Raw genomic sequence first — 23711 nt, 5'->3', positions numbered from 1 at the left:
ACGGACTGTAGGCGATAGCGTGCCGTGGGTGAGCACTCCGCACGAGCGACCGGCCCGCTTCGAGGTCGGGATCGTCGGCGCGGGGCGGGTCGGTGCCGTGCTCGGCGCGGCGCTGCGTCGCGCCGGGCACCATGTCACGGGCGTGTCGGCCGTCAGCCGGGCCAGCCTCGAGCGCGCGGCCACGCTGCTGCCGGGCGTGCCGGTGCGGCCGATCCCGGAGGTGGTCTCGGGCGCCCACCTCGTCGTGCTCGCCGTGCCCGACGACGCGCTCGCCGACCTCGTGGCCGGGCTCAGCTCGACGGGCACCTTCACGCCCGGTCAGCTCGTCATGCACACCTCGGGCGCCCACGGCATCGGGGTCTTCGAGGCTGCAGCGGCCAGCGACATCGTGCCCCTTGCGCTCCACCCGGCGATGACCTTCACCGGCACCGCCGTCGACCTCGACCGGTTGCACGACTGCTGCTTCGGGGTGACGACCGTCGACCTGGCGCGACCGCTGGGCGAGGCGCTCGTCATCGAGATGGGGGGCGACCCCGTGTGGATCCCGGAGGGCGAGCGGGTGACCTACCACGCGGCCCTCGCGCACGGCGCCAACCACCTCGTGACGCTCGTCGCGCAGTCGATGCAGCTGCTCACCGAGGCGGGGGTCGAGGACCCCGCCCGCGTGCTCGAGCCGCTGCTCTCGGCGGCCCTGTCCAACACCCTGCAGCTGGGTGACGCCGCCCTCACGGGGCCGGTCGCGCGCGGCGATGCCGGTACGGTGGCCGGGCACGTCGCGATGTTGCGCAGGGTGGCACCGGACATCCGTCCGACCTACCTCGCGCTCGCCCGCGCGACGGCGCAGCGTGCTCTGCTCAGCGGCCGGCTCCGTGCCGTGACGGCCGAGCCGCTGCTCGAGCTGCTCGCCCACGAGGAGGACGAGACGTGACCCACCCAGTGACCGGCGCCGCGACCGACGCGGCCACGCCACCCGTGACGGTGGCCTCCGACGGTTCCGCCCCTCGGCAGGCCACGCCCGAGCGGCCCGCTCCGGAGCGACCCGTCGTCGCACGCACCCGCGAGGAGCTCCGCGAGGCGCGAGCCGCCCTCGACGACGGCGACGTCGCCGTCGTCATGACGATGGGGGCGCTCCACGAGGGGCACGCCACCCTCATCCACAAGGCCCGCAAGGCGCACCGCCACGTCGTCGTGACGATCTTCCTCAACCCGCTGCAGTTCGGGCCCAAGGAGGACCTCTCGCGCTACCCGCGCACCTTCGACGCCGACCTCGACATCTGCACGGCCGCCGGCGTCGACCTCGTCTTCGCCCCGACCCCCGATGTCGTCTACCCCGACGGCGACCCGGGCGTGCGCATCTCGGCCGGCCCGCTCGGCGACGTCCTCGAGGGGCAGTCCCGCCCGGGCCACTTCGACGGCATGCTCACCGTCGTCTCCAAGCTCATGCACCTCACCCGGTGCGACGCGGCGTGGTTCGGGCAGAAGGACGCCCAGCAGCTCCTCCTCATCCGGCGGATGTGCCGCGACCTCGACTTCCCGGTCGATGTCGTCGCCGCCGCGACGGTGCGCGAGCCCGACGGGCTGGCCATGTCGAGCCGCAACACCTACCTCACCCCGTCCGACCGCGAGACCGCGCGCTGCCTCTCGGCCGCGTTGCGGGCCGGGGCGGAGGCCGCTGCCGAGGGCCCGTCGGCCGTGCGTCGTGCCGCTCGCGCCGTGCTCGTGCGCGAGCCCCTCGCGCTCATCGACTACCTCGTGCTCGTGCACCCGGACACCCTCGAGGACGTGCCGGAGTGGTATCGCGGCGAGGCGCTCCTCGCCGTCGCCGGGCGTGTCGGCACGACCCGGCTCATCGACAACCTGCCGCTCCTCGTCGGACCCGGAGGGGGCGCCCTCGAGACGTTCTCCCGGCCCTGACCGGAAGCCCCCGTAGCCAACTTGAGGACGAACTCCCTTGCAGCGCTTCATGCTCCACTCGAAGATCCACCGGGCGACGGTGACCCAGGCCGACCTCCACTACGTCGGCTCGCTGACGATCGACCGTGATCTCATGGACGCCGCCGACCTCTGGCCGGGGCAGCAGGTCGATGTCGTCGACGTCGACAACGGCAACCGCCTCACGACCTACGCCATCGAGGGCGAGCGTGGCACGGGCATCGTCTGCATCAACGGCGCCGCCGCTCGGCTCATCTCACCGGGCGACACCGTCATCATCATCGCCTACGCCGCGATGGAGGATGCCGAGGCGCGAGAGTTCGAGCCGCGCGTCGTCTTCGTCGACAGCCACAACCGTATGGTCGAGGTGGGGCACGACGCGGGGGACGTGCCCGACGGCTTCGGGCTGCGCACGTCGGCCGTCACCGAGCGCCACCATGACTACCAGCACGTCGATGACTGAGAGGCCGAGCGTATGCCGGTGAGCGGGCTCCCCGAGATCTCCATCCCCAGGCGCCTCCGGGCGCCCGCGCCGGGGTGGACGACGACGGCCGACGTCATCGTCGTCGGCTCCGGCATCGCCGGCCTGACGACGGCGCTGCGGCTGCGACGCCGTGTCGCCCGGGTGCTGCTCGTGACGAAGACGGTGCTCGACGAGGGGTCGACCGCCTGGGCGCAGGGCGGCATCGCGGCCGTCATGTCGCCCGAGGACAGCCCCGCCGAGCACATCCACGACACCCTCGTCGCCGGCGTCGGGCTCTGCGACGTCGACGCCGTCGAGGCGCTCGTCACCGAGGGGCCCGACGCGGTGTGGGACCTCATCGCGCTCGGGGCAGACTTCGACCGCGGCGACACCGGGCAGATCTCGCTGACCCGCGAGGGTGGTCACCACCGCGACCGCATCCTGCACGCCGGGGGCGACGCGACGGGGCGGGAGATCTCGCGGGCCCTCATCGCCGCCCTCGACCGGGTGCGCGACGACCCGGGCATCGAGGTCATCGAGCACGCCCTCGTCGTCGACCTGCTCACCGACGCCGACGAGCGGGTCTGCGGCGTCACGCTGCACGTCATCGGCGAGGGCCAGGTCGACGGCGTCGGGGCGGCCCACGCCCGTGCCGTCGTGCTCGCCACCGGTGGCCTCGGCCAGATCTACTCCTCGACGACGAACCCCTCGGTCGCGACGGGCGACGGCATGGCCGCCGCACTCCGCGCGGGCGCCGTGCTCGCCGACCTCGAGTTCGTCCAGTTCCACCCGACGGTGCTGTGGCTCGGAGAGGGGTCGCGCGGCCAGCAGCCGCTCATCTCGGAGGCCGTCCGCGGCGAGGGGGCCTTCCTCGTCGACGAGGCGGGGGAGCGCTTCATGCAGGGCCAGCACCCGCTCGCCGACCTCGCCCCGCGCGACGTCGTCTCGCGGGCGATCATCACCCGGATGCGTGAGACCGGCACCGACCACGTCTACCTCGACTGCCGCCACCTCGGCGCCGACTTCCTCGAGCAGCGCTTCCCGTCGATCGTCCAACGCTGTCGTGAGCTCGGCTTCGACCCCGCGACACAGCTGCTCCCGGTCGCGCCGGCCCAGCACTACGCGAGCGGAGGCGTGCGCACCGACCTGCGCGGCCGCTCGTCGCGCGAGGGGCTGTATGCGTGTGGCGAGACCTCGTGCACCGGCGTCCACGGGGCCAACCGTCTCGCCTCCAACTCCCTCCTCGAGGGCCTCGTCTTCGCCCGGCGCATCGCCGACGACCTCACGACCCGCCTCGGCGCCGGGGAGCTGCCCGAGACGACGCCCGTGGCGCCCTCGGGCGAGCCGGAGCTGATCCGCGGCAAGCGTCGCCTCGACGTGCAACGCGCGATGACGGCCGGCTCCGGCACGGTGCGCTCGGCGTCCTCGCTCGCCGCCACCCAGGAGACGCTGGCCGCGCTGGCCGCCCGGGCCGTCGGCGCCGACGCCGACAAGCAGGGGGGACCGAAGAGCTGGGAGACCACCAACCTGCTCCACCTCGGCCGTGCCCTGACGTATGCCGCCGCGCTGCGTGACGAGACCCGTGGCGGTCACGTTCGTGAGGACTTCCCGGCGCGGGACGACGAGCACTTCCTGCACCACGTGCACCTGCAGCGCTCGGTGGCCGGCGCCCTCGACGCGCGCATCGTGCCGGTGCCGCAGTCGAACCTCGACGGCCTCGACCTCGGCGCCCCGGTTCCGGTCGACGTGCTCGACGAGGACCGCGCGGAAGGACCGGGCGCAGCGAAACCGGCTGCACGGCATACGGACTCGGCGAAAGAGACGGAGGAGACGACGTGAGTGGCGACGGGCTGAGCGGCTTCCCGCTCGAGTGGGCGCAGGACGTCGTGCGCGTCGCCCTGCTCGAGGACCTCGGTCCTGACGGGGTCGACGTGACGACGCGAGCCACCATCCCTGCCGACCAGCGTCGCGTCGCCGAGGTCGTGGCCCGCGCACCGGGTGTCGTGGCGGGTGTGCCGGTCATCGACCTCGTGCTCGCGGCCGTCGCCGAGACGGTGGGGCGTGACGTCGCAGACGTGGACGTCGCCGTCGAGGTGCTCGTCGAGGACGGTGGCCGGGTCGAGCGTGGCGACGTCATCGCACGGCTCTCCGGCCCGACGCAGATGATCCTCGTCGCCGAGCGCACGATGCTCAACATCCTCAGCCGCCTCTCCGGCGTCGCCACGCACACTCGGCGGTGGGCCGACGCGCTCGAGGGCACCGGCACGATGGTGCTCGACACGCGCAAGACGACGCCGGGGCTGCGCTGGCTGGAGAAGTACGCCGTGCGATGCGGTGGAGGCACCAACAAGCGCATGGGGCTCTACGACGTTGCGATGATCAAGGACAACCACAAGCTCGCTGCCGGCTCTGTCGCAGCCGCCTACGACCTTGTGCGCCAACGCTTTCCGGACGTCACCGTGCAGGTTGAGGTGACGACACCCGCCGAGGCGCAGGAGGCCTACGACGCAGGCGCGCGCTTCATCATGTGCGACAACATGTCGGTCGAGGTGCTCGGCGAGACGGTGGCGCTGCTGCGGGCGGCCGGGGAGCCGGTCGAGATCGAGGCGACGGGAGGCATGACGCTCGACGTGGCCCGCGACTACGCCCTCACCGGCGTCGACTTCATCAGCGTCGGTGGGCTGACCCACTCGTCGCCGATCGTCGACATCGCCCTGGACCTCGTGTGAGGCGTGACTTCCCCCTGCTGCACGGGCCCGAAGAGGCGCGCCTGCGAGCCGGTGCCGCCTACCGGCTGCTGACGGCGTCGGTCGTGCCGCGACCCATCGCCTGGGTGTCGAGCCGGTCGGCGGCCGGCATCGACAACCTCGCACCGCACTCCTTCTACACCGTGGTGAGCACCGCCCCGCCGATGGTCGCCTTCACCTCCGTCGGTCGCAAGGACACTCTCGACAACGTCGAGGCGACAAGGGAGTTCGTCGTCAACCTCACCCCGGAGTGGCTCTTCGAGCAGGTCAACGGGACAGGCACCGACTACCCCGCAGGGGTCAGCGAGTTCGATGCGGAAGGCATCGCGCGCGAGGACTCACTGACCGTCGCACCCCCTCGTGTCGCCGAGTCCCCGGTGATCCTCGAGTGCCGGCTGCACGAGGTGCGTCCGACCGGCAACTGCTGGGTCGTCATCGGTGAGGTGCTCCACGTCGCCGTGGCCGAGGACGTGCTCGACGAGTCCGTGCCGGGGTCTCCGCACGTCGACATCCACCGCATCAAGCCGTTGTCGCGTCTCGGGCGTGACGAGTGGGGCCTGCTCGGCGAGATCCGCGAGATCGCGCGCCGCCCCTACCGCGACTGACCACCCCGATCGAGAGAGCACTCCGTCGGGCCCACGTGAGCAATCGAAAGAGCAGCTCGTCGGGTGAGAGGTCGAGTGCTCACTTCTCGACGTGGGGAACTGGGCACTCGACGGTGCCGGGGCGTCCCGAACTGGGCACTCGTCGGGTGAGAGGTCGAGTGCTCACTTCTCGACGTGGGGAACTGGGCACTCGTCGGGTGAGAGGTCGAGTGCTCACTTCTCGACGTGGGGAACTGGGCACTCGACTGCGGGCGCGCTCAGTAGCGGCGCCACCAGAGGTTGACGGCGTAGTCGACGCCGGTGGCGTCCGGGTGCTCGGCAAGGATGAGGTCGGCGTGCTCCGGGTCGAACTCGATCGCGACGACGGCCTCGAAGTCCGCCCGTGAGTCGAAGTCCCAGCGGATGTCGAGTCGCTCGCGCTCCCACCCCTGGCGCGCCCAGAAGCGCTCGACGGCGCGCGGGTCATAGGTCGGCAGGGCGCGGCGGAACCAGGCGCCGAACGTCGAGCGGGTCGCGTCGTTGTCGACGACGAAGGCCGCTCCGCCGGGGCGCATGACGCGGTCGAGCTCGGCGAGGCCCGGCTCGCACCCCGGCCCGAAGAAGTAGGCCCACCGTGCGTGCGCCACGTCGAACGACGCGTCGGGCACCCCGATCGCGGCTGCACCCTCCTCGCGAACGGAGACGGACGGCATGCCCGAAACACGTTGCGCTGCAAGGGTGGCCAGCGGCGGGTGCGGCTCGACGCCGACGACGGACCGAGCGTCACGCGCGAAGTGGGGCAGGTGGTAACCCGTGCCGCATCCGATGTCGACGACGTCGTGCCCGGCCCAGTCGAGCACCGAGCGCATCGCCGTCTCGATGACGTGGTCGCGGTCGACGCCGCGGTTCTCGACCTCGTAGACGTCGGGTGACCCCCAGATGTTGGGGCTCGGGATGATCTCGCTCATCACGCCCGCTTCCGGGCCGTGCGTGCCGCCCGGGCGGCCTGCGCCGCGCGGGTCCGTGCCGTCGCCTGTGCCTCGAGCGTGGCCGGGTGGACAAGGAGAGGGAGCAGCTGGCGCACGCCCCTCGCGCGCACCGCCTTGACCTGGGCGAGGTGCCCCTCGGCGCGGATCGCGAGCTGCTCGTAGGCCGCCTGCCCCATGAGCTCGACGAGCTCCGCGCGGTTCGAGCGATAGACGGGCTCGCGTCCGACGTGCGCCTCGGAGTTGCCGGAGCAGTACCAGTCGAGGTCGTGGCCGCCCGGGCCCCAGCCGCGCCGGTCGTACTCGGTGATCGTCACCTCGAGATAGCTCGTGTCGTCGGGCAGCTCGACGGTGCGGAAGGTGCGACGCAGTGGCAGCTGCCAGCAGACGTCGGGTTTGAGGGTGTGCGGCTGGACACCGGTGAGCACGGCGTGCTGGTGCAACGCGCACCCGTCACCGGCAGGGAACCCCGGCCGGTTGAGGAAGATGCAGGCGCCCTCGACGACGCGCGTCTTGCGTGCGCCGTCCTCCTTCTCGGTCCAGTCGGAGCGCGAGCCGGTCGCCGTGCCGACCGAGTGGAACTGCCACTCGTCCTCACCGAGCTCGGCCACCGCATCAGCCACCCGCTTGAGGTCGTCCTTGTCGGTGAAGTGCGCGCCGAGCGTGCAGCAGCCGTCGTCGGGGCGGTCGGCGTAGATGCCCTTGCACCCGCTGCCGTAGACGCAGGTCCAGCTGCTCGTCAGCCAGGTGAGGTCGCAGCGGTAGCGCTGGTTCTCGTCCGCCGGGTCGGTGAACTCGACCCAGACGCGAGGCAGGTCCAACGGTGCTTCAGCCACCGGGACACCTTATGTCGTGACGCTCGACCGTGCGCTGGGCGCGCTCATCAGGCGGATGCGCCCGCTGAGGAGGCCGACGAACTGCTCTCTCGATCGGGAGGGCCTCTGGGCTTCGCCGGCGTATGCCGTGGGGCGGGCTCGCGCAGTAGGCTGGCGGGGGCGTCCAGGTCGCCTCCGGTGCGCGGGAAGGGGCACAGCCTCCCTGGTGGTGAACGACGTTCGGCCCGACCTCCTTTCGGCCCGACCAGCGCACGCCGGGCACGACGAGAGGAGGCCGTCATGGCCCTGTCACTGCCCGGCAACCCCGACCTCGAGCGCTTCCGTCGCGATGCGCGCCGGCTGCAGCGCGGCGCCCGCGACGGGGCCCCGCAGGCGCTCGCGCTCGTCGCGCGACACCATCCGTCTCCTGCCGAGGGCGGCAGCCTCACCCTGGCCGAGGCGCAGCTCGTGCTCGCCCGCTCCTACGGCTTCGGGAGCTGGCCCCGGCTGCGCGCCTACCTCCGGCGCAGCGAGGGCCTGCGCCGCGACCCGGCCGCGTTCGTCGAGGAGCCGGATGACTCGGGCGCAGACCCCCTCGAGCGCGCGGCTCGGTCCGTGCCCGCCCTCGCCTGCCTGCGATACGACGGCGCCGACGAGCCGATGCGGTGGGCCAGGGCAGGCGAGCTGCTCGAGCGGCACCCAGGGCTGCCGGAGCACGACGTCTTCGTCGCGGCGACCGTCGGCGACCTTGAGATCCTGCGTCGCCACTTCGACGACGACCCGCGAGCGGCAACGCGGTCCGGTGGCCCGTTCGACTGGCCCCCGATCCTCTACCTCGCCTACTCCCGGGTGCCTCAGGGTGATGCCGTGGGCAGTGCGCGCCTCCTGCTCGACGGTGGGGCGGACCCCGACAGCGGCTACCTCTGGCAGGGTCTGCCGACCCCGTTCACCGTGCTGACCGGGATCTTCGGCGAGGGCGAGTCCGGGCCGGGGCGTCAGCCGCGCCACCCGGCCTGGCACGAGCTTGCGCTGCTGCTCCTCGAGAGGGGCGCCGACCCCAACGACCGGCAGGCCCTCTACAACCGGATGTTCGGCCGCGACGACAGCCACCTCGAGCTGCTCCTCGACCACGGGCTCGGCCGCCCCGCCGGCGAGGTGTGGGCGCACCGACTCGGGGTCGCGGCCGAGTCGCTCGAGGAGATGATGACCCGGCAGCTGGACTGGGCCGCGAGCCACGGGTTCGCCCGCCGCACAGCACTGCTCGCAGCCCACGGCTTCACCCTGGACACCCTGGACACGCTGGACACACTGCGGCCCGCTGTGCCACACGCTGCCGATTCGCCTCACCTCGACGACGGCCGCACGGCGCTGCACCAGGCCGCGCTGCTCGGCGACCTCGACCTCATCCGCGAGCTCCTCGAGGCAGGTGCCGACCCGGCAGTGGTCGATGCCGTGCACGGCACGACCCCGGCCGGCTGGGCCCAGTGGGGTCGCAACGTCGAGGCCGAGCGGTTGCTGCGCGAGGCGGAGGCCCGGCGGAGAGCGAGGGCCACCCGGACGGCATACGGGCCGGAGGGCGACGGGCGGGGCTAGCGTTGGGGCATGAGCCCACGCGTCGAGGACGGTGCCGCGCAGCGCGGACGCGGACGCCGACCGGGCGGCCCCGACACCCGCGCCGCGATCGTCGATGCGGCGCGAAGCTCCTTTGCCACCAAGGGATACGACAAGTCGAGCCTGCGCGGGATCGCCCGTGATGCCGGGGTCGACCCTGCCCTCGTGCACCACTACTTCGAGGGCAAGGCGGCGCTCTTCGCCGAGACCATGGCCGTGCCGGTCAACCCCGCCGAGGTCATCGCCCACGTCATCGCGGGCGACCGGGACCGGCTCGGGTGGCGGCTCGTCGAGACCTTCCTCGCGGTCTGGGAGCCGCCGGAGCGGCGCGAGGCCATCGTCGCGCTCGCCCGCTCGAGCATGTCGAGCGAGGAGGCTGCCCGGATGCTGCGCGAGTTCCTCGGGCGTGAGGTCTTCGGGCGCATCGCGGCATCGACCGGCGCCCCGGACCCGCAGCTGCGTGGCGCCCTCGCGGCCTCCCAGATGATCGGTCTCGTCATGGCCCGTTACGTCGTGCGCGTCCCGGGTCTCGCCGAGGCGAGCCCTGCCGACCTCGTGGAGCATCTCGGACCGGTCCTCCAGGGCTATCTGGTGGACGGGCCGCGGCGACAGGAGTAGATTTCATCACATGATGAATAACTATGACGGGCCAGCGGTCGTCATCAGCGGCCTGCAGGTCGTGCGCGGCCACCGCGACGTCATCCCCGGCCTCCACCTCGAGGTGCCCGCCGGCGAGGTCGTGGGCCTCCTCGGGCCCTCCGGCTCGGGCAAGTCCACTCTCATGCGGTGCATCGTTGGCGTGCAGGTCGTCAAGGCCGGCACAGTCACCGTGCTCGGCCACCCCGCGGGCTCCGCGGCGCTGCGCCGGGAGGTCGGCTACGTCACCCAGACCCCGAGCGTCTACGACGACCTGACGGTGCGTGAGAACATCGCCTACTTCGCCCGGGCCGTCGGTCTGCGCGGCACCGGGCTGCGAGACGCCGTCGACCGCACGCTCGTCGAGGTCGACCTCGTCGACTTCGCGGGGCAGCTCGTCCGCGACCTCTCCGGGGGCCAGGAGTCGCGGGTCTCCCTCGCCGCAGCGCTCGTCGGGCGTCCGACCCTCCTCGTCCTCGACGAGCCCACCGTCGGCCTCGACCCGGTGCTCCGCCGCGACCTCTGGGAGCTCTTCGCGCGCCTCGCCGAGCAGGGCCACTCGCTCGTCGTGTCGAGCCACGTCATGGACGAGGCCACCCGCTGCGACCGTCTTGTCCTCCTCCGCGAGGGCGAGGTGCTCGCCGACCTCACGCCCGACGAGCTGCTCGTGCGAACCGGTGCCGTCGACGCCGACGCCGCCTTTCTCGCCCTCATCGACGCCGAGGCCGCCAGCCACCGGAGCGCGTCGTGAACCCGGGCCTGACCTTCGCCACCGCGGGCCGGGTCCTGCGCCAGGTGCGCACCGACCACCGCACCATCGCCCTCATTATCGTCGTGCCCTGCGTCCTGCTCGGCCTGCTCGCCTGGATCTACACCGGCACGCCCGTCTTCGACCGCATCGGGCCGGCCCTGCTCGGTGTCTTCCCGATGGTCGTCATGTTCATCGTCACCTCGGTCGCGACGCTGCGCGAGCGCCAGTCGGGCACCCTCGAGCGGCTGCTGACCACGCCCATGGGCAAGGGTGACTTCATGATCGGGTATGCCGTGGGCTTCGGTCTGCTGGCCGTCGTGCAGGCCGTCGTGGCAACGGGATTCGCCGTCTGGGTCTGCGACCTCGACGTGGCCGGGCCGCTCTGGCTGCTCGTCGTCGTGGCCGTCGCCGACGCCGTGCTCGGCACGGCACTGGGGCTGCTCGCGAGCGGCTTCGCGCGCACCGAGTTCCAAGCGGTGCAGTTCATGCCGGCGTTCATCCTGCCGCAGTTCCTCCTCTGCGGGCTGCTCATCCCGCGTGAGCTGCTGCCTCCGTTGCTCGAGTGGATCAGCAACCTGTTGCCCCTCTCCTACGCCGTCGACGCCATGAAGGAGATCACCCGCAACACCGACCCCTTCTCGGCGGTCGCGGGCGACCTCGGGATCGTCCTCGGCTTCATCGTGGGGGCGCTCGCCCTCGCGTCACTCACGTTGAGCCGCCGCTCAGCCTGACGGCATACGGCAGCAACGGCAGCAGGGCGCACGACGCCACCGGACGGCATGCCGGCAGTCTGCGAGAGTGCCCGTGAGCGCGGGGCGCAGGGCGGCTGCGCCACTAGGGTGAGAGCATGCGACTGGGCGTCATCGACATCGGGTCCAACACGGTTCACCTCCTCGTCGTCGACGCCTACCGCGGCGGTCACCCGCTGCCGGCGTTCTCGCACAAGACCGAGCTGCGGCTCTCGGAGAGCCTCGACCACGACGGGCGGGTCGACCCGGCGACGGCTGACCGGCTCGTCGACTTCCTCGGCGAGTGCCTGCGGGTGGCCGAGGACCAGGGCGTGCAGGACGTCTTCGCGTTCGCGACCTCGGCCCTGCGCGAGGCGCCCAACGGCGACGAGGTCATCGCCCGGGTACGCGAGGAGACCGGCATCGACCTCGACGTGCTGAGCGGCGAGGACGAGGCTCGCATGACCTTCCTCGCGGTCCGTCGCTGGTTCGGCTGGTCGAGCGGGCGCCTCCTCGTCATCGACATCGGGGGCGGCTCCCTCGAGCTCGCCTCCGGCATCGACGAGGAGCCCGACGTCGCCCTCAGCCTGCCCCTCGGGGCCGGCCGGCTCACCCGGGAGCGGCTCGCCGGTGACCCGCCCGACGCGGCCGACGTGCGGGCGCTGCGGTCCTACGTGCGCACCTCGCTCGCCGAGCAGATGCGGCCGCTGCTCACCGTCGGCGCACCCGACCGGGTCGTCGGCACCTCGAAGACGATGCGCTCGCTCGCCCGGATCGCGGGTGCCGCACCGCGCGCCGAGGGCCCGTTCGTGCCGCGCTGGCTCGGCCGCGACGACCTCCACGGCATCGTCGACCGCCTCGCCGCCATGGGCGCGTCGCAGCGGGCGCAGCTGCCCGGCGTGTCGGCCGGCCGGGCCGCGCAGATGCTCGCCGGCGCGCTCGTCGCCGAGGCCGCCCTCGACCTGCTCCAGGTCGAGCGCATCGACATCTGCCCGTGGGCGCTGCGCGAGGGACTCATCCTGCGTCGCCTCGACCAGCTCGCTCCGTAGGGCGGTCCCGACCGGCGTCCCTCGTAGGCTCTGCGGGTGAGCACCCAGCAGACCCGTCCCGTCGCCGTCGTCACCGGGGGCACCCGCGGCATCGGCCTCGGCATCGTGCGTGACCTCGCCCCCACGCACCACGTCGTCGTCGGCGGCCGCAGCGCCGACACCGTGGGCCGCCTCGTCGCCGAGCTGCCCTCGGCCCAGGGCCTCGTCGCGGACCTCGGGGACTGCGCGCCGGGCGGCTCGCTCGAGCGAGCGCTCGAGGACCTCGTGCCGACAGTGCCCCGGGTGGACGTGCTCGTGCACTCCGCGGGCATCCTGCGCCACGGCAGCCTCGCCGAGGCGACGGTCTCGGACTGGGCCGAGTCGATGACCGTCAACGTCGTCGCCGTCGCTGCCGTCACCCGGGCCCTGCTACCAGCGCTGCGCGCCGCGCACGGCCTCGTCATCGCGGTGAACTCAGGGTCCGGCTTCACCTCCGGTGCGCAGTCGGGTGCCTACAGCGCGTCGAAGTTCGCCCTGCGCGCCCTCACCGACGCCCTGCGCGAGGAGGAGCGGGGCAACGGCGTGCGCGTCACGTCGCTGCACCCGGGCCGCGTCGACACCGACATGCAGCACGAGCTCGTCGGGCACGAGGGGGCCGACTACGACGCCACGGCCTACCTCGACGTCGACTCCGTCGTCGCCGCGGCGCGGCTCGCGATCGAGGCCGGTCCCCGGGCAAGCGTCGACCTCGTCTCCGTCCGCCCGCGCGGCTGGCGCCCCGACGCGGACTGAACCTCGGACTGAGCCTCGGGCTGGGCCTCGGACTGAGCCTCGGACTGAGCCTCGGACTGAGCCTCGGACTGAGCCCTCGGCCGGAGCGGTCGAGCGCGACTCAGATCCGCGAGGCACCCATCGTCGGCAGCAGGCCGAAGCGGGCGAAGGCCAGCGACTCGGCGAGGTCGAGGTCGCGCTGGTCGCGCGTGCCCTTGCGGGTCGACACCTCGACGACGACGTCGCCCTGCCACCCCGAGTCCGACAGCAGCTCGAGGACCTCCGTGCAGGGCTGCGTGCCGCGCCCCGGCACGAGGTGCTCGTCCTTGAAGGAGCCGAGCCCGTCGGCGAGGTGCAGGTGGGCGAGCCGGGGCCCCAGCGACCGCACCATCTCGACGGCGTCCGAGCCCGCGGTGGCCGTGTGCGACAGGTCGATGACGACGTTGTCGTAGGGCTGGGTCGTCGGGTCCCAGTGCGGCAGGTAGGCGAGCACCTCGCGGCGGGCCGTGCGCCACGGATACATGTTCTCGACCGCGAGGCGCACCCCCGACTCGCGCTCGCGGCGGGCGATCCCCTCGACGAACCCGGCGGCATACTCGCGCTGCCAGCGGAACGGCGGGTGCAGCACGACCGTGTCGGCGCCCACCTCGAGCGCCAGCTCGATCGAGCGGTCGACCTTGCCCCACGGGTCGGTGCCCCAGACGCGCTGGGTCAGCAGGAGCGTGGGCGCGTGCACCGACAGCACCGGTATGCCGTGCAGCTCGGCGAGCGCGTTGAGCGCCCCGGCCTCCTGGGTGACCGGGTCGGTCCACACCATGATCTCGACGCCGTCGTAGCCGAGGCGGTCGGCCGTCGCGAAGGCGGTCGCGGCGTTGTCGGGATAGACCGACGACGACGAGAGCCCGATGCGGATGGTCATGGCGTCATTCTCCGTCACCGCGCCTCGCCGCTCGCGCCGGGAGGGCCCCGGGCTTCGGTCTCAGCCGAGGCCGAGGGCGTGGGCCTCCTCGCGGAGGTCGTCGCGCACGCGCGGGTGCGCACACTCCTCGATGATGTCGTGGCACTGCTCCCGCTCGCTGCGGCCCCAGAGCTGCGCCATGCCGTGCTCGGTGACGACCGCGCTCTGCTGGAAGCTCGTGACCGGCTCGTCGAGGAGCGGCACGATCGTCGACACGTCGGCCTTGGGGTGCCACGACCGCAGCGCGATGAACGACTGCCCACCCTGGGAGTGCAGGGCCCCGACGATGAAGTCGGTCTGGCCCCCGAAGCCGGAGTGGATGCGGGCGTTGATGCGCGAGGCGTTCGCCTGGCCGAAGAGGTCGACCTCGAGGGCGGTGTTGACCGAGGTCATGTGGCGCTGCTGCGCGATGAGGCCGGGGTCGTTGGTCTTCTCGGTGCGCAGCATCCGCACCCGCGGGTTGTCGTGGATCCACTCGTAGAGCTCGGCCGAGCCGAAGCAGAACGACGTGACGAGGGGGTGGTCCTGGTCGAGCGCACCCGCGGCGTCGAGGGCGAGCACGCCGTCGGAGAACATCTCCGTCCACATCCGCAGGCCGCGCCGGCCGGTGAGCGCGCCGAGGGTGGCGTCGGGCACGCCGCCGATGCCGAGCTGGAGCGTCGATCCGTCGCGCACGTGGGCGGCGACGCGCTCCCCGATGAGACGGCTCTCGTCGTCGGGCTCGAGCGGGGCGTGGGTGGGCAGCGGCTCGTCGACCTCGATCGCGAGGTCGATGTACTCGACGGGCACGAGCGCGTCACCCGACGTGCGCGGCATCGAACGGTTGAGCACCGCGACGACGAGGCCCCCGTGAGCGCGGACCGAGTCGATCGCCGCCGGCAGGATGTTGACCTCGAGCCCGAGGCTGACGTGCCCTCCCTGGGGAGGGGTGCAGTGGACGAGCACGACGTCGGGCACGAGGGTGCGGGCGAAGAGCAGCGGCACGAGCGACAGGCGCGAGGGCACGTAGTGCAGCTGCGGGTGGTGACGCATACCGGGGCCGACGAAGCACGTCTCGGCCGTCACGCCCTCACGATCAGGTATGCCGCGTGGCGCGTTGAGCGCATGGATGATGTAGCGCTCCAGCGCCCCGTCGACGGCCCGCACGCCCTCCCAGGGGATCGCGGTGTTGCCGCTGACGACGACGCGCGGGTTGGTGGGCAGGGCACGCAACCGCGCCTGCAGGTCCTCCACGGTGACGGTCTGCACCCTCCCATCGTGGCGTAGACCGGACCGTGCCGGGTCAGCTTGCCTTCTTCGTCGCTGCCTTCTTGGTCACAGTGCCCGACGTGGACTTCTTGGCGGCCGTCTTCTTGGCCGCCGTCTTGGTGGTGCCGGTGGTGGACTTCTTGGCCGCCGACTTCTTCGCGGTCGACTTCTTCGCACCGGTCGCGGCGTCGTCGCTCGACGCGTCGTCGGTCGCTCCTGCGGTGGCGGCCGGACCCGCCTTGGCGGCCTTGGCCTTGTCGACGCTGCGCTGCAGGGCCGCGAGGAGGTCGACGACCTCGGTCTCCTCGCCCTCCGCCTCGGGAGTCGCCGTGATCTCGCCGCCCTCGATCTTGCTTGCGACGAGGGCCTCGACGGCCTCGGAGTAGTCGTCCTCGAACTCGTCGGGCACGTAGTCGCCCGACAGCGAGTCGACGAGGGAGGACGCCATGGCGAGCTCCTTGGCCGTCGCGTGGGTCTCCTCCGAGAGCGACTCGAACTCGGGCGCACGCACCTCGTCGGCCCAGAGCAGCGTCTGGAGCACGATGACGCCGTCGCGCACCCGCAGGACGGCGAGGGTCATCCGCGACCGCACCGAGACCGTCACGAGCGCCATGCGGTCGGCCTTCTCGAGCGCGTCACGCAGGAGCACGTAGGGCTTGAGGCCGGTCTTGTCGGGCTCGAGGTAGTAGGACTTGTCGAACAGGAGCGGGTCGATCTGCTCCGACGGCACGAACTTCTCGATCGAGATCTCCTTCGTCGAGCGCGACGGAAGGCTCCTCATGTCCTCGTCGGAGAGGACGACCATCTGGCCGTCGGCGGCCTCGTATCCCTTGGCGATGTCGGAGTAGGGCACCTCCTCGCCGTCGATGGCGCAGACGCGCTTGTAGCGGATCCGCCCGCCGTCCTTCTCGTGGACCTGCCGGAACTGCACGTCGTGGTTCTCGGTCGCCGAGAAGAGACGGACCGGGACATTGACGAGTCCGAAGGACACCGCGCCTTTCCAGATGGCTCGCATGAGAACAAGAATGCACCCATGCGCCCCATGCTCGCGACGCCGACGGTGACCATTCCGTCCGGCGACGCGTGGCAGCACGAGGTCAAGTGGGACGGTATGCGGGTGCTGGCCGACGTCTCGGAGGGCGCGCTGACCGTGTGGTCGCGCACCGAGCGCGACGTCACGGTGGCCTTCCCCGAGCTGGGCGGGCTGGCCACCGAGTACGCCGACATGCTCCTCGACGGCGAGATCGTCTCCATGCAGGGCGGCACGCCGTCGTTCGCCGCCCTCGCCGAGCGTTTCCACGTCACCGACGCGCGCAAGGCCCGCCAGCTGGCGGAGCAGGCGCCGGTGACGCTCATGACCTTCGACCTGCTGCGCCTCTACGGTGTCGAGCTGATGGACCGGCCGTGGAGCGACCGGAGGGCGACGCTCGAGCGGCTCGAGCTCGACAGCCCGAGGTGGCAGACGCCGCCGACGTTCGACGACGGAGTCGTGCTCCACGAGGCGACGAAGGAGCAGGGTCTCGAGGGCATCGTCTCCAAGCGGGTCGACTCCCGCTACACCCCCGGAGTGCGAAGTCCCTTCTGGCTCAAGTCTCCTCACCGCGGCACCGTCTCCGTCGTCATCGGTGGCTGGCGACCCGAGTCGACCGGCACGGTCCGCAGTCGCCTCGGCGCCGTGCTCGTCGGGGTCCCCGGACCGGGCGGCCTGCGCTACCTGGGACGCGTCGGCTCGGGGCTGGCCGGCAAGCTCGGCACGGCACTGATGCGCGAGCTCGAGCCCCTTGCCTCCGACGAGTCACCTTTCGGCACAGAGGTGCCCGCGGTCGACGCGCTGGGGGCGACGTGGGTGCACCCGGTGCTCGTCGCCGACGTGCAGTCGCTGGGACTCGGCGGTCAGGGCAGACTGCGCCAGCCGGCATACAAGGGCCTGCGGGTCGACCTCACGCCCGGCGACGTCGACGAGCAGGGACTCGGTGAGTGATGGCCTACGAGCCCACGAAGGTCACCGTCGAGGTCGAGGGCCACCGGCTGCGGCTGTCGAGCCTCGAGAAGGTGATGTTCCCGCGGACCGGCACGACCAAGGCGCAGGTGCTGGACTACTACGCGCGCATCGCGCCGGCGATCCTTCCGCACCTGCGCGACCGCGCCGTGACGCGGATCCGCTTCCCGCACGGCGTGGGAGACATGCAGTTCTTCGAGAAGAACATCCCGGCCGGCACGCCGGCGTGGATCCGGCGCGCCGGGCGCGACCCCGTCTTCCCGCTCATCGACGACCTCGCCGGGTTGACCTACTTCGCCAACCTCAACTCCCTGGAGCTGCACGTGCACCAGTGGCGCTACGAGGGGGAGGGACGAGACGCCGTCGCACTGAACCCCGACCGCCTCGTCATCGACCTCGACCCGGGGCCGGGCACCGGCCTGCTCGAGTGCGCTCGCGTCGCGCTCATCGTGCGCGAGCGCCTCGGGCGCATCGGCCTCGAGACCGTGCCCGTCACGAGCGGCAGCAAGGGTCTCCAGCTGTATGCCGTCCTGCCCGGTGCGCACACGAGCGACGAGATCCGCGACACCGTGCAGCAGCTCGCCCAGGAACTGACCAAGGCCCACCCCGACCTCGTCGTGTGGAAGATGGCCAAGGAGCTGCGCCCGGGCAAGGTCTTCCTCGACTGGAGCCAGAACGTCGCGGCCAAGACCACCGTGTGCCCCTACTCCCTGCGGGGCCGCGACGAGCCGACCGTCGCGGCGCCGCGCTCGTGGGCCGAGATCGAGGCGGGAGCGGAGGCGTCCGGGGGCAGGGGGCTGGCGCAGCTGCGCATGGACGAGGTGTTGGCTCGCGTGGAGGCCGACGGCGACCTCGCGGAGAGCATCACCTGAGGGGGCGCGATGAGACGCTCGAGGAGGTCGGCGAGGCGGCGGGCATGCGAACGGCCCGGCGGTGTGCCGCCGGGCCGTTCGCGGTGATGGTGCGTCGGCAGTGCCTGTCGGTGCCTGCCGGGGCACGTCGGTGCCTGTCAGTGGGCCTTGTCGTAGGCCGCCTGCACCTCGGCCGAGATCCGGCCGCGGTCCGACACCTGGTGCCCGTTGGCCCGGGCCCACTCGCGCACGGCACCGAGGTCGCCACGCTTGGCGCCGCCGGTCGAGGCGGAGCGCCGGCGCGACGTGGATCTGCCGCCCGTGCTGCTGCGACGGGCGTGGCCCGTCCACGTGGCGAACTCGTCGCGCAGCTTCTTGGCGTGCTTGTCTGAAAGGTCGATCTCGTACGAGATTCCGTCGAGCGAGAAAGACACTGTCTCGGCGGCGTCACCGCCGTCGATGTCGTCGATCAACTTCACTTCGACACGCTGAGCCATGTTTCTCCATCTGCATTGTCTTGTAGGAGGGGTTTATCCGCGTCGACAACCCGCGGACAGGATCAATTTACACTCCCGCGGCGCAGAAAAGGCTTTACACGGTATGCACAGCCGCACTTCTTTGCAGTGTGACGAACTCAGCGCCCTGTGATATCAGGCGTCGCGCTCCCGGTTCGGTCATCGCTGGTGGTAAAGGGTGCGGATTGTGCGGGTTGTGTGCCGTTGTCAGCCAGTTGGTGCTCCTTCTCCCATTTCGCGTGTGCAATGCGCTCGCGACGGTCACCCTCGAGAATGCTCTTGATGACGAAGTAGAAGAGGGTGGCCATGCCGATCGTCGGCACGAGTGCGAGCACGTAGGGCATGACGGAGTCCATGCGGCCATTTTCGCACGGGATCTCGGGTGGACCATCAGCGCGGCGGGCCGCGATGTCGGAGGTGACCCGTACGGTGGCGGCCATGGCAACGAGGACGGCGTCGCGGCGCACGGCAGGCTATCGCTGTTCGGAGTGTGGGTGGAGCGCGGTCAAGTGGGTCGGTCGCTGCGGCGAGTGCCAGGCCTGGGGGAGTGTCGCCGAGGTCGGCGATGCCCCGGCGCGCACGACGGCGGCGACGGCGGTCACCCCGGCGCCCCCCATCGGTGAGGTCGACCTCACGCGGGCGGCAGCACGGCCGACGGGTGTCGGCGAGTTCGACCGGGTGCTCGGCGGCGGGCTGGTCCCCGGCTCCGTCGTGCTCGTCGCGGGGGAGCCCGGTGTCGGCAAGTCGACCCTGCTGCTCGACGTCGCGGCGCGGGCGGCGCGCGAGGGTGCGGCCGTGCTCTATGTCAGCGGTGAGGAGTCGGCGGCGCAGGTGCGCGGCCGTGCCGAGCGCATCGACGCCATCGCTGCGACCCTCTACCTCGCCGCCGAGACCGACCTCGCGACCGTTCTCGGCCACGTCGAGGCCCGCTCGCCCGACCTGCTCGTCGTCGACTCCGTGCAGACGGTGGCGAGCGCCGAGATCGAGGGGCAGGCGGGCAACGTCTCGCAGGTCCGAGAGGTCGCGGCCAGTCTCATCCGCGCCGCCAAGCAGCGCGGCATGGCCGTGCTCCTCGTCGGTCACGTCACCAAGGACGGCTCGATCGCCGGGCCCCGGGTGCTCGAGCACCTCGTCGACGTCGTCGTGCAGTTCGAGGGCGACCGGCACTCGCGGCTGCGACTCGTCCGCGCGGTGAAGAACCGCTTCGGCCCCACCGACGAGGTCGGCTGCTTCGACCTGTCCGACGTCGGCATCGTCGGCCTGCCCGACCCGAGCGGGCTCTTCCTGACCCGGCGCGACCTCGCGGTCGCGGGCACCTGCGTCACCGTCACGCTGGAGGGTCGCCGGCCCCTCGTGGCCGAGGTCCAGGCGCTCGTCGCGCCGTCGACGCTGCCGTCGCCGCGGCGCACCTCGAGCGGCCTCGACGCCGCTCGCCTCGCCATGATCATCGCGGTGCTCGACAAGCGTGCCGGCGCCCCGGTGGGCTCCCGCGACATCTTCGCCGCCACCGTCGGGGGGGTCCGGCTCACCGAGCCCGCCGCCGACCTCGCCATCGTCTGCGCCGTCGCCTCCTCGGTCATCGACCGTCCCCTCGCCACCGACGTCATCGCCCTGGGGGAGGTCGGGCTCGCAGGCGAGGTCCGCCGGGTGACCGGTCTGCAGCGCCGCCTCGCCGAGGCCGCACGGCTCGGGTTCCGTCACGCGCTCGTGCCGCCCGGCAGCCTCGACGGAGGCGCCGCGCTGCCCGACGGCATCCGCACGCACGAGGTCGCCGACGTGCCGCGCGCGATCGAGGCGATGGGCCGTCTGGCCGGGCCGCGGCCAACAGACACGCACGCCGTTGCCAGCGTCTAGACTGCGTGCGACCGGGGTGGTCGCGCTCGGCGCCCCCCTCGCTGACAGGGATGTGATGGACCGCAACGACGAGCTGCTGCTGCGTGCAGCCCTTGCTGCCGTTGCTCCCGGCACCGAGCTGCGTGACAGCCTCGAGCGCATCCTCCGCGGACGCACCGGCGCCCTCATCGTGCTCGGCTACGACCGCATCGTCGACTCCATCTGCACCGGCGGCTTCGTGCTCGACGTGGAGTTCTCTGCCACGCGCGTGCGCGAGCTGTGCAAGATGGACGGCGCCGTCGTGCTCGACCGTGAGGGCACCCGCATCCTGCGCGCTGCGACCCAGCTCGTCCCCGACTCGAGCATCGAGACGACCGAGTCGGGCACCCGCCACCGCACGGCCGAGCGTGTCGCCAAGCAGACCGGCTTCCCCGTCATCTCGGTCAGCCAGTCGATGGGTGTCGTCGCGCTCTACGTCGGCGACCTCCGCCACGTCATCGAGGGCTCTCCGACGACCCTCTCGCGGGCCGACCAGGCCCTGCAGACCCTCGAGCGCTACAAGGCGCGTCTCGACGAGGTCACCGGCACGCTCTCGGCGCTCGAGATCGAGGACCTCGTCACGATCCGCGACGTCACGGCGGTGCTCCAGCGTCTCGAGATGGTGCGTCGCATCTCTGCCGAGATCCAGGACTACGTCGTCGAGCTCGGCACCGACGGGCGCCTGCTCTCCCTCCAGCTCGAGGAGCTCATCGGCGGCCTCGGCAACGACCGCGAGCTCGTCATCCGCGACTACCTCCCCGCGACGAAGTCGAGCCTCAGCCTCGACGACGCGCTCGAGAACCTCGAGCAGCTCAACTCCGTCGAGCTGCTCGACCTCGCGGCCGGCGCGCGAGCCGTCGGCTTCTCCGTCGTGGGCGACAGCCTCGACGCTCCGGTGAGCCCGCAGGGGTACCGGCTGCTCACGAAGGTGCCGCGCCTGCCCACCGCGATCGTCGACCGCCTCGTCGCCCACTTCGAGTCGCTCCAGCGGCTGCTCGCGGCCGGCATCGAGGACCTCATGCTCGTCGACGGCGTCGGCGAGGGCCGTGCGCGCGCGGTCCGCGAGGGCCTCTCGCGCCTCGCGGAGTCGAGCATCCTCGAGCGCTACGTCTGACCGGCCCCGCAGCCGTCCCCTGCCGTATGCCGTCCCGCGAGCTCCCGCTGTCGCTGCTCCACGAGCGCGTCAACGGCTGGTACGCCGAGGCCGGCCGCAAGGAGCTGCCGTGGCGGGCACCCGACGCGACCCCGTGGGGCGTCTTCCTGTCCGAGGTCATGTCGCAGCAGACGCCGCTGTCCAGGGTCGAGCCGATCTGGCGCGAGTGGATGGCCCGGTGGCCGACCCCGGCCGACCTCGCGGGCGCCGCGCCCGGTGACGCGGTGCGTGCCTGGGGACGTCTCGGCTATCCCCGCCGAGCCCTCCGGCTGCACGAGGCGGCCACCGCGATGGTCGAGCGGCACGACGGCGAGGTCCCCCGCGACCACGAGGCGCTGCTCGCCCTGCCCGGGGTCGGCGCCTACACGGCCGCGGCCGTGTCGTGCTTCGCCTTCGGCAACCCCGAGGTCGTCATCGACACGAACGTGCGCAGGGTCCTGGCCCGCACCCTCGAGGGCAAGGCACTCCCGCACGTCACCCTCAACCGGGCCGAGTCCGACCTCGCCCGCGAGGCGATGCCGGCCGAGCGCGACCGCGCCAACACGTGGAACGTCGCCGTCATGGAGCTCGGCGCTCTCGTCTGCGTGGCGCGGGGGCCACGGTGCGAGCAGTGCCCGGTCGCCGACCTCTGTGCCTGGAATCTCGACGGCCGGCCGGCCTACGACGGGCCGCCCCGTCGCGGGCAGGCCTGGCACGGCACAGACCGCCAGGTGCGCGGCGAGATCCTGCGGCGGCTGCGTGAGGCGCACGCCTCGGTGCCGCTCGCGACGCTCGTCGACGCCGGTGACGACCCGGACCAGGTGATGCGCTGCCTCGACTCCCTCGTCGCCGACGGACTCATCGAGCCGCTCGCCCGAGGTCGCTTCCGCCTCCCGGCCTGACCCGCCGACCCCGAGTCGAGTGCCCATTCCTCGACGCTCACCTCGAGTCGAGTGCCCACTTCCCGACGCTCACCCCGAGTCGAGTGCCCACTTCCCGACGCTCACCCCGAGTCGAGTGCCCACTTCCCGACGCTCACCCCGAGTCGAGTGCCCACTTCCCGACGCACACCCCGAGTCAAGTGCCCACTTCCCGACACCCCGCGCCGGCCGGGCAGCGACGGTCAGAGGTTGCCGAGGATGCTCGTGACCGCGATCGCGATGACGACGCGCTCGGGGTTGGGGCGGGGCTCGCGGTAGCGGGCGGCATACCGGCGCTCGGCGTCCGTGACGGACTCGGGGTCATCGAGCACGCGGGTCGTGCCCTCGAGCGAGAGCCACCACCGACCGTCGACCTGGCACAGTGCGGCCGGTCCGCCGGCCGCAGCGTTGCGGGTCTTGCGGCTCCCGCGGCTCGTGATGACGCGCGCCGTCGCGGTCTCGGGGTCCCACGTGAAGCCCACGGGGGTGACATGCGGCGTGCCGTCGGGGCGCAGCGTCGTCAGCGTCGCCAGGTGGCGAACGGTGAGGAAGTCGAGGGCCGCTGGGGTGAGGTCCCGGGGAGCGAAGGACATCGGTCAGACCTCCTGGAGTCCGAGGGCGAGAAGGCAGCGGGCGAGGACCGCGTCGGCAGCGCCTTCGGCGGTGACGGTGACGCCGGGCTCGTCCGGGCCGAGCGGCTCGAGCGTCGCGAGCTGGCTCGGCAGGAGCGAGGGCGGCATGTAGTGCCCCGCCCGGTGCTCCACGCGGTCGGCGATGACCGCCCCGGGCGCTTGGACGTGGAGGAAGCGCACGTGCGGTCGACCTCGGCGCAGCACGTCGCGGTAGGCCCGGCGCAGTGCCGAGCAGGTCACGACGGCCGACTCGCCCGCCGCCTCCTTGGCGCTGATCCACGCGCCGATCGTCTCCAGCCAGGGCCAGCGGTCGTCGTCGGTCAGCGGGATGCCGCCCCGCATCTTCTCGACGTTGGCCGCGGGATGGAAGTCGTCGCCCTCGGCAAACTCCCACCCTGTCGCCGCCGCGATCCCGGTCGCGATCGTCGTCTTGCCGCTGCCGCTGACCCCCATGACGACGACGATGTCGGGCGGTGAGGGCACTGGAGGGGGGCTGTCCGGCATGCCCTGAAACTACCTCGTTGATCGGGAC

The 23711-nt window shown here is 72.1% G+C and carries 26 protein-coding genes; 17 read left to right on the top strand and 9 right to left on the bottom strand.

Annotated elements, in window-relative coordinates; genetic code table 11:
- The first annotated feature begins 19 nt into the window (after positions 1 to 19).
- Genes FBY41_RS03925 through FBY41_RS03900 form a run of 6 tightly spaced genes read left to right on the top strand, consistent with a single transcriptional unit; the run spans position 20 to position 5747 of the window.
- Positions 20 to 928, top strand: coding sequence for a Rossmann-like and DUF2520 domain-containing protein (locus FBY41_RS03925; RefSeq protein ID WP_141842066.1), 909 nt, complete (start codon positions 20 to 22; stop codon positions 926 to 928).
- 50 nt (positions 929 to 978) lie between these two features.
- Positions 979 to 1914, top strand: a complete 936-nt coding sequence (gene panC / locus FBY41_RS03920) for a pantoate--beta-alanine ligase (protein ID WP_141843107.1) — start codon at positions 979 to 981, stop codon at positions 1912 to 1914.
- 37 nt (positions 1915 to 1951) lie between these two features.
- Positions 1952 to 2395 carry an aspartate 1-decarboxylase gene (panD, locus tag FBY41_RS03915; protein ID WP_141842065.1) on the top strand — a complete coding sequence of 148 codons (444 nt, stop codon included), beginning with the start codon at positions 1952 to 1954 and terminating at the stop codon, positions 2393 to 2395.
- A 12-nt stretch (positions 2396 to 2407) separates the two neighbouring features.
- Positions 2408 to 4234 carry an L-aspartate oxidase gene (locus FBY41_RS03910; protein WP_260439542.1) on the top strand — a complete coding sequence of 609 codons (1827 nt, stop codon included), beginning with the start codon at positions 2408 to 2410 and terminating at the stop codon, positions 4232 to 4234.
- Complete coding sequence (gene nadC, locus FBY41_RS03905; RefSeq protein ID WP_141842064.1) at positions 4231 to 5124, top strand: carboxylating nicotinate-nucleotide diphosphorylase; 894 nt, start codon at positions 4231 to 4233, stop codon at positions 5122 to 5124. Before FBY41_RS03910 ends, nadC begins: the two co-directional genes overlap by 4 nt.
- Positions 5121 to 5747 carry a flavin reductase family protein gene (locus FBY41_RS03900; protein ID WP_260439541.1) on the top strand — a complete coding sequence of 209 codons (627 nt, stop codon included), beginning with the start codon at positions 5121 to 5123 and terminating at the stop codon, positions 5745 to 5747. The genes nadC and FBY41_RS03900 overlap by 4 nt, the downstream gene beginning before the upstream one ends.
- A 257-nt stretch (positions 5748 to 6004) precedes the next feature.
- Here FBY41_RS03900 and FBY41_RS03895 read toward each other — a convergent pair whose 3' ends face one another.
- Entirely contained in the window at positions 6005 to 6694 is a 690-nt protein-coding gene (locus tag FBY41_RS03895) for a class I SAM-dependent methyltransferase (protein WP_141842063.1), read from the bottom strand.
- Positions 6694 to 7548, bottom strand: a complete 855-nt coding sequence (locus tag FBY41_RS03890) for a hypothetical protein (protein ID WP_141842062.1) — start codon at positions 7546 to 7548, stop codon at positions 6694 to 6696. The genes FBY41_RS03895 and FBY41_RS03890 overlap by 1 nt, the downstream gene beginning before the upstream one ends.
- Positions 7549 to 7827: 279 nt before the next feature.
- On the opposite strand from FBY41_RS03890, the gene FBY41_RS03885 reads away from it, so the two are divergent.
- From FBY41_RS03885 to FBY41_RS03860, 6 genes are all read left to right on the top strand, one after another.
- Positions 7828 to 9120: an ankyrin repeat domain-containing protein gene (locus tag FBY41_RS03885; RefSeq protein WP_141842061.1), complete on the top strand. Its 1293-nt coding sequence runs from the start codon at positions 7828 to 7830 to the stop codon at positions 9118 to 9120.
- Positions 9121 to 9129: 9 nt separating this feature from the next.
- On the top strand, positions 9130 to 9756 hold the full coding sequence (locus FBY41_RS03880; RefSeq protein ID WP_141842060.1) for a TetR/AcrR family transcriptional regulator: 627 nt from the start codon (positions 9130 to 9132) through the stop codon (positions 9754 to 9756).
- A gap of 10 nt (positions 9757 to 9766) precedes the next feature.
- A complete protein-coding gene (locus FBY41_RS03875; RefSeq protein WP_141842059.1) occupies positions 9767 to 10525 on the top strand; it encodes an ABC transporter ATP-binding protein in 759 nt (252 codons plus the stop codon).
- Complete coding sequence (locus FBY41_RS03870; protein ID WP_141842058.1) at positions 10522 to 11256, top strand: ABC transporter permease; 735 nt, start codon at positions 10522 to 10524, stop codon at positions 11254 to 11256. The genes FBY41_RS03875 and FBY41_RS03870 overlap by 4 nt, the downstream gene beginning before the upstream one ends.
- A gap of 116 nt (positions 11257 to 11372) precedes the next feature.
- Positions 11373 to 12302, top strand: coding sequence for a Ppx/GppA phosphatase family protein (locus tag FBY41_RS03865; protein ID WP_141842057.1), 930 nt, complete (start codon positions 11373 to 11375; stop codon positions 12300 to 12302).
- A gap of 36 nt (positions 12303 to 12338) precedes the next feature.
- Positions 12339 to 13073 (top strand): SDR family oxidoreductase, encoded by a 735-nt coding sequence (locus tag FBY41_RS03860; protein ID WP_141842056.1) that lies wholly within the window; start codon positions 12339 to 12341, stop codon positions 13071 to 13073.
- A 100-nt stretch (positions 13074 to 13173) separates the two neighbouring features.
- Here the strand turns inward: FBY41_RS03860 and FBY41_RS03855 are convergent, their stop codons facing one another.
- The 3 genes from FBY41_RS03855 to ku are packed head-to-tail and all read right to left on the bottom strand — an operon-like array spanning position 13174 to position 16273.
- Positions 13174 to 13971, bottom strand: a complete 798-nt coding sequence (locus tag FBY41_RS03855; RefSeq protein WP_141842055.1) for a sugar phosphate isomerase/epimerase family protein — start codon at positions 13969 to 13971, stop codon at positions 13174 to 13176.
- Positions 13972 to 14031: 60 nt separating this feature from the next.
- Positions 14032 to 15258: an acetyl-CoA hydrolase/transferase family protein gene (locus FBY41_RS03850; RefSeq protein ID WP_141842054.1), complete on the bottom strand. Its 1227-nt coding sequence runs from the start codon at positions 15256 to 15258 to the stop codon at positions 14032 to 14034.
- 34 nt (positions 15259 to 15292) lie between these two features.
- Positions 15293 to 16273 carry a non-homologous end joining protein Ku gene (gene ku, locus FBY41_RS03845; RefSeq protein WP_141842053.1) on the bottom strand — a complete coding sequence of 327 codons (981 nt, stop codon included), beginning with the start codon at positions 16271 to 16273 and terminating at the stop codon, positions 15293 to 15295.
- A gap of 18 nt (positions 16274 to 16291) precedes the next feature.
- Between ku and FBY41_RS03840 the strand changes: the two genes are divergently transcribed.
- Positions 16292 to 17239 carry an ATP-dependent DNA ligase gene (locus tag FBY41_RS03840; protein WP_185748876.1) on the top strand — a complete coding sequence of 316 codons (948 nt, stop codon included), beginning with the start codon at positions 16292 to 16294 and terminating at the stop codon, positions 17237 to 17239.
- Positions 17239 to 18129 carry a non-homologous end-joining DNA ligase gene (ligD, locus tag FBY41_RS03835; protein ID WP_141842052.1) on the top strand — a complete coding sequence of 297 codons (891 nt, stop codon included), beginning with the start codon at positions 17239 to 17241 and terminating at the stop codon, positions 18127 to 18129. Before FBY41_RS03840 ends, ligD begins: the two co-directional genes overlap by 1 nt.
- 137 nt (positions 18130 to 18266) lie before the next feature.
- Here the strand turns inward: ligD and FBY41_RS03830 are convergent, their stop codons facing one another.
- A complete protein-coding gene (locus FBY41_RS03830; protein ID WP_141842051.1) occupies positions 18267 to 18605 on the bottom strand; it encodes a histone-like nucleoid-structuring protein Lsr2 in 339 nt (112 codons plus the stop codon).
- A gap of 137 nt (positions 18606 to 18742) precedes the next feature.
- Complete coding sequence (locus tag FBY41_RS03825; RefSeq protein ID WP_141842050.1) at positions 18743 to 19090, bottom strand: hypothetical protein; 348 nt, start codon at positions 19088 to 19090, stop codon at positions 18743 to 18745.
- Between FBY41_RS03825 and radA the strand changes: the two genes are divergently transcribed.
- From radA to FBY41_RS03810, 3 genes are read left to right on the top strand one after another with little or no spacing between them, the layout of a single operon-like run.
- Positions 19062 to 20477 carry a DNA repair protein RadA gene (radA, locus tag FBY41_RS03820; protein ID WP_141842049.1) on the top strand — a complete coding sequence of 472 codons (1416 nt, stop codon included), beginning with the start codon at positions 19062 to 19064 and terminating at the stop codon, positions 20475 to 20477. The genes FBY41_RS03825 and radA overlap by 29 nt on opposite strands.
- Before the next feature lie 55 nt (positions 20478 to 20532).
- Entirely contained in the window at positions 20533 to 21609 is a 1077-nt protein-coding gene (gene disA / locus FBY41_RS03815) for a DNA integrity scanning diadenylate cyclase DisA (RefSeq protein ID WP_141842048.1), read from the top strand.
- A 26-nt stretch (positions 21610 to 21635) separates the two neighbouring features.
- Positions 21636 to 22529, top strand: a complete 894-nt coding sequence (locus FBY41_RS03810) for an A/G-specific adenine glycosylase (protein ID WP_141842047.1) — start codon at positions 21636 to 21638, stop codon at positions 22527 to 22529.
- Between the two features lie 221 nt (positions 22530 to 22750).
- Here FBY41_RS03810 and FBY41_RS03805 read toward each other — a convergent pair whose 3' ends face one another.
- Together FBY41_RS03805 and FBY41_RS03800 are read right to left on the bottom strand one after the other, a co-directional pair.
- Complete coding sequence (locus FBY41_RS03805; RefSeq protein ID WP_141842046.1) at positions 22751 to 23140, bottom strand: PPOX class F420-dependent oxidoreductase; 390 nt, start codon at positions 23138 to 23140, stop codon at positions 22751 to 22753.
- Positions 23141 to 23143: 3 nt separating this feature from the next.
- Positions 23144 to 23683: a gluconokinase gene (locus FBY41_RS03800; protein ID WP_141842045.1), complete on the bottom strand. Its 540-nt coding sequence runs from the start codon at positions 23681 to 23683 to the stop codon at positions 23144 to 23146.
- Between the last annotated feature and the right edge of the window lie 28 nt (positions 23684 to 23711).

The organism is Humibacillus xanthopallidus (assembly GCF_006716675.1).
In the GTDB taxonomy this organism is placed as follows: Bacteria; Actinomycetota; Actinomycetes; order Actinomycetales; family Dermatophilaceae; genus Humibacillus; species Humibacillus xanthopallidus_B.
This window is presented reverse-complemented; position numbering and strand designations above follow the sequence as displayed.